The following is a 6,464-nucleotide window of genomic DNA, read 5'->3' as shown; positions in this document are numbered from 1 at the left end:
GAAAATAGCTCGATGCCAGGTAAAAAATCCGCTCCACAGTTGCCGTCAGGCCATGTGTGAGCCAGCAGCTCTTCTCTGAGCTGTAGGAAAAGCCACCCGAGAGGGTGGCTTTTCTGTTGGCTGGCTGCAAGACATGGGATTCAGAGCACAATCTGATCCAGGCTTGTGATCGCCTCAAACGGACCGGGATCCTTGCTGGGATTCTCCTGGCGCACACTGAAGCGGGTGGCCATGCCGGCGGCACGGGCGGCTTCCAGTTCGCTCCTGGAATCGCTCACAAAAGGACTGGAGGTGGTGAGCTGCCGCTGGGTGCTGGCCCTGTTCCATGGCGGCGCCAGGGGTGCCGATCAGCTGGTGGAGTGCCAGGCCCAAGCCCTCGGCTGGCCCGTGCGCCAGCGCAGAGCTGAGTGGTCGCGGCTGGGGATGGCCGCAGGGCCGGATCCGCACCCAGGCCATGCTCGAGGAGGCCGGCGGCCTGGCGGACCGTGCTGGTGCCGAGCTGCTGGTGCTGGCGTTCCCCGGGGGGTGCTGGCACCGCCAGCTGCATCCGGGAAGCGCGCAAGTGGCACCGGCTCGCCCGGTGCTGCAGGCAGAGCGCAACAGCCTCCTGCTTCTGCTGTGCCGTGAACCGGCGTCGTGACTTGGTGGCATTGGTCATTGATGGACAGTCTGGAGGTCATGGCTTGACCCTTGTTGACCTGTCCTCAAAACCGGGGGAGGCCCATGGTGCATGCCACGCAACAGCTTGCACGATCAGCCCGCAGGAAACATCAGCGATCTTGCACTCATTAGATGGTCCATACCTGAGCAATCAGATGGCACTGGCCGTGCTGACATAGCACCTTGAGGGACGTAGGCCCATGCAACCTTGCCAGAGTTTGTTCCACCTCCTGGACACATCCCTCACGGTCCACGGGAAAGATGTGTCCCACAGTCTCAGGTGTTGCAGGGCCGTTGCCTCCCGTCCAAGCTGGTCGACGAAGGCCTGGTTGATCTGGAGAATCTCCCCTGCTGAGGAGATGATCGCCCTACCAACAGCGGAGCTTTGAATCGCTTCACTCCAAGCATCGCCTAACCTTGCAATTGGCTTTCTGTGATCGGCTGCTGAACGACCCAAGGAGGCGACATCGTGCTTACCAGCCGGTTCTTAATGAAACCTTCCTGCGGGATTAAGGCACTCGCCAAGGGACGGCAGCCTGGTCGATGGAGGGGCCACCTCAGCCATCAAGACACAAACCGGCCGTAGAGCCAGCGCACGAAGCCTCCTACCAGCGGTACAGGATCGAAGGTGGGACCAACGAAATCGAAGTAGTCACGGTGCTCGATGATCTTGCCGTCGGCGCCAAAGCGGAGGCGGGTGGTGCCGGGGTACACGAATTCGATCCCTTTGATCTTCAGACCCATGGTCCACTCCACGAAAGCCGTGTCGCCGGAGATGGCCACGGCGGCAGGCTCAAGGAACACGTCGTCGCAGCGCTGCATCAGCCCCTCCTGGGCGACGATGTAGGCGCTAAGGCCACGCCGTTCCTGGGTTGGATCCTGGAAGTGGACATCCTCGTCGTAGACGGCCCGCCACTGCTGCGCCGTGGGACCGGGGGCACCGTAGGGCTTGGTGAACAGGGCCCTGAGGGAGGCCTCGCCCAGAGGTGGCTGCAGCGCGGCGGTCATGGCAGTGACAATGGTGGCATCAGGCTTCGGCCGCCTGGGGACGATTCAGGGCCAGGGCCGCGCCGCCAATGGCCACCAGACCCAGGGCTCCCGCAGCGGCCAGGAACACCAGGGTCTGGAGGGCCAGCAGGAACAGGCCCAGGGCCGACGCCGCCTTGATCTGTACCTTGGCCTTGATCAGCAAGGTGAGTAGCAGCAGCACCGTGGCCTGCAGACCGGCGATACGGGCGGCCGTGAAGGGACAGAGGAGAGGCGGGATCAGCATCAGGACTGGGTGATCAGCATCAGGAGGTGGCGATCAGAAGCAGAATGGCAGGAACTGGGTGCGGCAGGCGGCATAGCCGTCGGCCAGGGCACCAAGGCCGATCTGATGGGCGATGCCGGAACCGGTGATGGCTTCGGTGATTACACCGATTACCAGGCCAAGCATGGCGGCGCGGCCATTGAAAAGTTCAACACGCCTGAGCTGCTCCATGTGAATGGAATGCTCGGTGTTGTCCTGCAGGAAAGAAGCGTTGGCGGAAGTGTTGGTCATGGGTCTTTTGTGTAGGAAGAAGACGGTTTGATCGTCAGCTGATCAGCGTGTTCTGGGTTCCAGGTCGCTGGGGCGGCTGAGCACGAAGGAGACCACGCCGGTCAGCAGCACCACAAGGGCGACGACGACGGTGATGGCAGGGGTGTAGTCGGTGGCCACGGCGATCAACCCAGGCCGATCTGGGCGAGGATGCCCTGGCCGGTGAGCAGCTCGGTGCCAAGGCCGATCACGAAGCCGAGCATGGCGAGGCGGCCATTCCAGGTTTCGGCGAAGGCGACGAAGCCGAAGCGGGAAGCGGAGTTGGTCATGAGTGTAACGGTTTGTTTCAAGAACTGTAACAGAGTGTAAAGCGATCGCCTCCACGGCCCGGCGCTGGGTCCAGGGAAAGCCTGCTTCTGCATGGCCATGCCCATGACTAGTCTGGTCACCGTTAGGGAGAAACCAATGCAGAGTTGGCCGATCCACGAAGCCAAGGCCCGCCTGTCGGAGCTGGTGAAGCAAGCCCAGAAGCAGCCGCAGCAGCTCACCTCCCATGGTGAGCCGGTGGCGGTGGTGCTTTCCAGCGCGTCGTATCACCGCCAGCAGCACGAAGGGGAGTCGTTGGTGGCCTTCATCCGTCGCTCGCCACTGGTGGAGGCCGAAGAGCTGGATCTGGAGCGGTGCCCGGATCTGCCGAGGGACGTGAACCTCTGAGACATGGCTGCCGGCTACCTGATCGACACTAATGTGATTTGCGAGCTACGCCGCCGCGAGCCGGAGCCCCGGGTGGTGAAGTGATTTGCGCAGCGCCCATCGCAGCAGCTGTTCCTGAGCGTGCTGACGCTGGGCGAGATCCGCCGCGGTGTGGAACGGCTGGTAGATGGTGAGCGGCAGCTGGCCCTGAGGAGCTGGCTGGAGCAGGAGCTACCGGCGTTCTTCGCTGGGCGGGTCTTACCAATTGATGCGGCCATCGCCCACCGCTGGGGGCGGTTACTGGCGGAGATGGGGCGAACGTTGCCGGCGATTGACAGTCTGCTGGCGGCGACGGCGCTGGAGCACAACCTGGTGCTGATCACCCGCAACCTCAGGGATGTGGCGGACCTTCCACTCACGGTGGTCAACCCATGGCAGGGGGATCGCGCGCCGTGACCACCCCGCCGCCTCCAGCTCCGCAGCGCCAACGGGCGCTTCAATACGGCGAGGCGCTGCTTGCGGGAATCCGTGGCCCGGCCCGTCGCGTCATCAACAGCACTGCGGAGCCATGCCGTCACCGCATAGCGCGGCGGTAACCGCCAGCCCGTGAGCACCGCAACCGGCTGCTGGCTGCTGGCTGCCCGATGGGCGATCCCATCTGTGCGCGCATGAATACGTTGGGTCATGGCTGACTGCTCCGCCGAGCCAGGGCGGCAGTCATCCCCAACAACACTCTGAGGTTGAGCCATGAGGGTCTTGCACAAGCCGATCAACGCCATGGGGTTGATCAACTCCCTCATGGTGGATGCTGCCTTGGCTCTAGCGCTCGCTGGTGCTCTGCACCACCCTGCATCGGCACAACCTCAGCAGAAGTCTCTGCGTTTCGTGGTGATCCCCAAGCTGAGCCACCCCTGGTACGACGTGGTGCGTGGCGGCGTCCAGCAGGCCGCCACCATGATCGAGCGGCAGAGCGGGGCCACGGCCGCCATCGATTACCGCCCCCCGGCCAAGGCTGATGTCGCTTTGCAGCAAGAAATCCTGCAGGCCGCCATCCGCTCTCGCCCCAGTGGCATCACCATCGATCTGCTCGATGCCGACCAGCTGCGGCCCTTGCTGGAACAGGCGCGCCAGCAGGGGATTGCTGTGAACGTCTTCGACTCGGAGGCCCCAGCGGGTCTGCCGCTCACCAGCATCGGCAACGACTTCTGCCAGCAGGCGCGCATCGCCTCCGATCGGTTGGTGCAGCTGCTGGGCGGCCAGGGCGAGGTGGCGATCATGCAGGGGGTGCCCACGGCGCCGAACTATGCCATCCGGGTCCGCTGCCATCGCGAGGTGTTCGCCCAACACCCGGGGATCAAGGTTGTGGCCTCACCCATGGACCACGACGACATCGCCATCGCCCAACAGGAGGCCACCACCACGATGGGGCGTTATCCCCAGCTCAGGGGCTGGGTGGTGTCGGATGCAGGCGGCGGGGTCGGTGTGGGCCGTGCCGTGGCAGCCCTGGGCAGGACAGGTCAAGTGAAGGTGGTGGCCCTCGACGACCTGCCCGACCTGCTGCAACTGATCAACAGCGGCGTGGTGGATTCCACAGCCGCCACCAAGCCCCGTTCCCAGGGGTACTGGGCGGTGCTCAACCTCTGGCAGCAGGGCCTGGGTGCCCCGCCGATCCAGCGGATCGACACCGGCATCAGCGTGCAGGGTGCAGCTGCCAAGTAGTGCTGGGGCCTGCTCAGGTCGTTGAGTCCAGCTCTTCATACCAAGCTACCGCGAGCTGGCGGCAAGGATCGGCCAGCTGCTCCAGCAAGCGGGCCACGTTCACACCGTCAACCAGGGCATGGTGCGCCTGCACGGCGATCGGCAACATCTCCCGGCCGTCCTGCAGGAAACTGCGGCCGGTGCTGATCAGGGGAATCGACGCATAGGCCGGGGTGTAGGGGTGCTGGATGCCGGTGAAACTAAGCCACGGGAGATGGCTGAGGAAGAAGCGATCGTCGAGCCCGCCGCGAAAATCCTGATTGGGTTGTGCGCGCACCTCATCCATGGCGGTGTGCAGACTTGCATACGGGAAACTCCACCAGCCCGCCATCGACGATGCGATGGCGAAAACAAGGGCTGGAATTGATGGCCTTGGTGATCAGACAGTAGAGGGTGGTGTAGAGCGCAACCTCAGCGCTTCCACGGAAGCGGCGAATCCACTGATCTCAATCGCGGTGCAGATCGATGTTCTGCTGGGATGCAGGCGACGCCCTCGTCTTCCAGGGCCAACTGCAGGCCTACGGCGCGATCGCTGTGGGATTGCACACTGGCCGCCGCAAGCTTCCATGGCATTACCGCCGGCCCAATGCCGTCGCGACGACGTGGCACGCACGGCTGCTCGCCCTCAACGCCGAGCGCTACGCCGGAGAGGTGGCCCAGGGGAGGCATGGCGGAAACGGCAAACTGAAGCGTGGGGCCGCGCCTGCATCAGGTGCCAAGCGGCGCGGCCGGCCCCCCATAGCCGCCCAGCCCGCAGATACGGGCCAGATCCGACTGGCCCTGTGAGCCATAACGATCAGCTCGGCAGCCGCGCTGGCAGATCCTCCGGCACCCGGAAGATCTCCCGCCGCCCATCCTTGCCCGCAAGCAGCAGACCAAGGGCCGCCAGTTTCTGCAGATCGCTGCGGGCGGTCTGATGGCTGACGCCGTGGCTGTTCTGGTGGCCGAGCACCGTTTAGCGGAAGCCAGAATGGCGCAGGGCGTGGCGCAGCAGCGCCAGCTGGCGGTGGTTCAGCCCCTCCATCTCCTCCAGCCGCTGCTGCAGGGCCCCCACCTCGCCGGCCTCGCGCTCCAGGTAGGCAGGCAGGCAGGCGATCGCCTGCTGGATCACCTTCACCTGGGACAGCAGGAAGTAGGTGAGGTCGTTGTCGTCGCTCTCGCTCAACAGGAACGAACGCTCGTATTGACCGCGGGCCTTGTTGATCACCGAAGAGATCGAGATGAACGCAAACAACCAGTAGCCCTGGTGCAGCATCGCCCAGTAGAACAGCGCCCGTGCCGTGCGGACGTTGCCATCACAGAAGGGGTGGTCGTACGCCAGCCAGAAGTGCAGCGCGATGGCCCGTGCCACCGGGTGGATGAACACCTTCGGGGTCTCGCCGTTGGCAAAGCGGCACAGCTCTTCCAGGCGCCCGGACAGCTACTCGGCCGGTGGCGGCACATGAAAAACCGTAATGCCTTGATTGAGGTGCCCACCATGCGGCACTTCGCCGGAATCGACCTGGTCAGCGAGCGGATCCCGGATGAGACCACCATCCTGGCGTTTCGGAACTTGCTCGAGAAGAACAACCTCGGCGAGCAGATCTTTGCGGCGGTGAAAGCCCATCTCAAGGAGCGGGGCATGGCCATGAAGCAGGGAACGATCATTGATGCCACCTTGATCGCGGCTCCCAGCTCTACAAGAACAAGGCTGGGGAACGGCAGCCGTTCACGGGGTGTGCCGGCCTGAGCTTGACATGACGTAGGCAGTCACCACTTCATGATTGATGCACAGCTCATTTGCTCAGCCTCTCAGCGCGCACCTTTCACTGCTCTGGTCGCTCTGCCTGTG

General features: G+C 64.0%; 14 protein-coding genes. 6 read left to right on the top strand and 8 right to left on the bottom strand.

Translation table 11 applies throughout. The features are described from left to right. Positions 1 to 140 precede the first annotated feature (140 nt). On the bottom strand, positions 141 to 278 hold the full coding sequence (locus KBZ33_RS20785) for a hypothetical protein (protein WP_254955377.1): 138 nt from the start codon (positions 276 to 278) through the stop codon (positions 141 to 143). Positions 279 to 325: 47 nt separating this feature from the next. Between KBZ33_RS20785 and KBZ33_RS20780 the strand changes: the two genes are divergently transcribed. Continuing rightward, complete coding sequence (locus tag KBZ33_RS20780) at positions 326 to 640, top strand: hypothetical protein (RefSeq protein WP_254955378.1); 315 nt, start codon at positions 326 to 328, stop codon at positions 638 to 640. Between the two features lie 584 nt (positions 641 to 1,224). On the opposite strand, the gene KBZ33_RS20775 is transcribed toward KBZ33_RS20780, so the two are convergent. The 4 genes from KBZ33_RS20775 to KBZ33_RS20760 form a co-directional block, all read right to left on the bottom strand. Continuing rightward, the gene (locus KBZ33_RS20775; RefSeq protein WP_254955379.1) at positions 1,225 to 1,668 is read right to left on the bottom strand and encodes a nuclear transport factor 2 family protein; all 444 of its coding nucleotides are present in this window, start codon (positions 1,666 to 1,668) and stop codon (positions 1,225 to 1,227) included. 19 nt (positions 1,669 to 1,687) lie between these two features. Continuing rightward, complete coding sequence (locus tag KBZ33_RS20770; RefSeq protein WP_254955380.1) at positions 1,688 to 1,933, bottom strand: hypothetical protein; 246 nt, start codon at positions 1,931 to 1,933, stop codon at positions 1,688 to 1,690. A gap of 33 nt (positions 1,934 to 1,966) precedes the next feature. Beyond that, positions 1,967 to 2,203 (bottom strand): chlorophyll a/b-binding protein, encoded by a 237-nt coding sequence (locus KBZ33_RS20765; RefSeq protein ID WP_254955381.1) that lies wholly within the window; start codon positions 2,201 to 2,203, stop codon positions 1,967 to 1,969. 164 nt (positions 2,204 to 2,367) lie between these two features. After that, complete coding sequence (locus KBZ33_RS20760; RefSeq protein WP_254955382.1) at positions 2,368 to 2,511, bottom strand: chlorophyll a/b-binding protein; 144 nt, start codon at positions 2,509 to 2,511, stop codon at positions 2,368 to 2,370. Positions 2,512 to 2,614: 103 nt separating this feature from the next. Between KBZ33_RS20760 and KBZ33_RS20755 the strand changes: the two genes are divergently transcribed. The 3 genes from KBZ33_RS20755 (at position 2,615) to KBZ33_RS20745 (ending at position 4,594) form a co-directional block, all read left to right on the top strand. After that, complete coding sequence (locus tag KBZ33_RS20755) at positions 2,615 to 2,896, top strand: type II toxin-antitoxin system Phd/YefM family antitoxin (RefSeq protein WP_255011959.1); 282 nt, start codon at positions 2,615 to 2,617, stop codon at positions 2,894 to 2,896. Positions 2,897 to 3,004: 108 nt separating this feature from the next. Beyond that, positions 3,005 to 3,331 carry a type II toxin-antitoxin system VapC family toxin gene (locus KBZ33_RS20750; protein ID WP_315859249.1) on the top strand — a complete coding sequence of 109 codons (327 nt, stop codon included), beginning with the start codon at positions 3,005 to 3,007 and terminating at the stop codon, positions 3,329 to 3,331. A gap of 291 nt (positions 3,332 to 3,622) precedes the next feature. After that, entirely contained in the window at positions 3,623 to 4,594 is a 972-nt protein-coding gene (locus tag KBZ33_RS20745; RefSeq protein WP_254955384.1) for a substrate-binding domain-containing protein, read from the top strand. Between the two features lie 13 nt (positions 4,595 to 4,607). Here KBZ33_RS20745 and KBZ33_RS20740 read toward each other — a convergent pair whose 3' ends face one another. Next, entirely contained in the window at positions 4,608 to 4,964 is a 357-nt protein-coding gene (locus KBZ33_RS20740; protein ID WP_254955385.1) for a CatA-like O-acetyltransferase, read from the bottom strand. Positions 4,965 to 5,098: 134 nt separating this feature from the next. On the opposite strand from KBZ33_RS20740, the gene KBZ33_RS20735 reads away from it, so the two are divergent. After that, entirely contained in the window at positions 5,099 to 5,419 is a 321-nt protein-coding gene (locus KBZ33_RS20735; RefSeq protein WP_254955386.1) for a hypothetical protein, read from the top strand. A 10-nt stretch (positions 5,420 to 5,429) separates the two neighbouring features. Here the strand turns inward: KBZ33_RS20735 and KBZ33_RS20730 are convergent, their stop codons facing one another. Beyond that, positions 5,430 to 5,585, bottom strand: coding sequence for a hypothetical protein (locus KBZ33_RS20730; protein ID WP_254955387.1), 156 nt, complete (start codon positions 5,583 to 5,585; stop codon positions 5,430 to 5,432). A 3-nt stretch (positions 5,586 to 5,588) separates the two neighbouring features. Beyond that, a complete protein-coding gene (locus KBZ33_RS20725; protein ID WP_254955389.1) occupies positions 5,589 to 6,032 on the bottom strand; it encodes a Fic family protein in 444 nt (147 codons plus the stop codon). A gap of 42 nt (positions 6,033 to 6,074) precedes the next feature. Between KBZ33_RS20725 and KBZ33_RS20720 the strand changes: the two genes are divergently transcribed. Beyond that, positions 6,075 to 6,362 carry a transposase gene (locus KBZ33_RS20720; RefSeq protein ID WP_396108939.1) on the top strand — a complete coding sequence of 96 codons (288 nt, stop codon included), beginning with the start codon at positions 6,075 to 6,077 and terminating at the stop codon, positions 6,360 to 6,362. Positions 6,363 to 6,464: the final 102 nt, after the last annotated feature.

It is taken from the genome of Cyanobium sp. Cruz-8D1, assembly GCF_024345975.1.
Lineage (GTDB): Bacteria > Cyanobacteriota > Cyanobacteriia > PCC-6307 > Cyanobiaceae > Cyanobium.
Note: the sequence above shows the minus strand (reverse complement) of the source record. Positions and strands in the feature narration are given on the sequence as shown.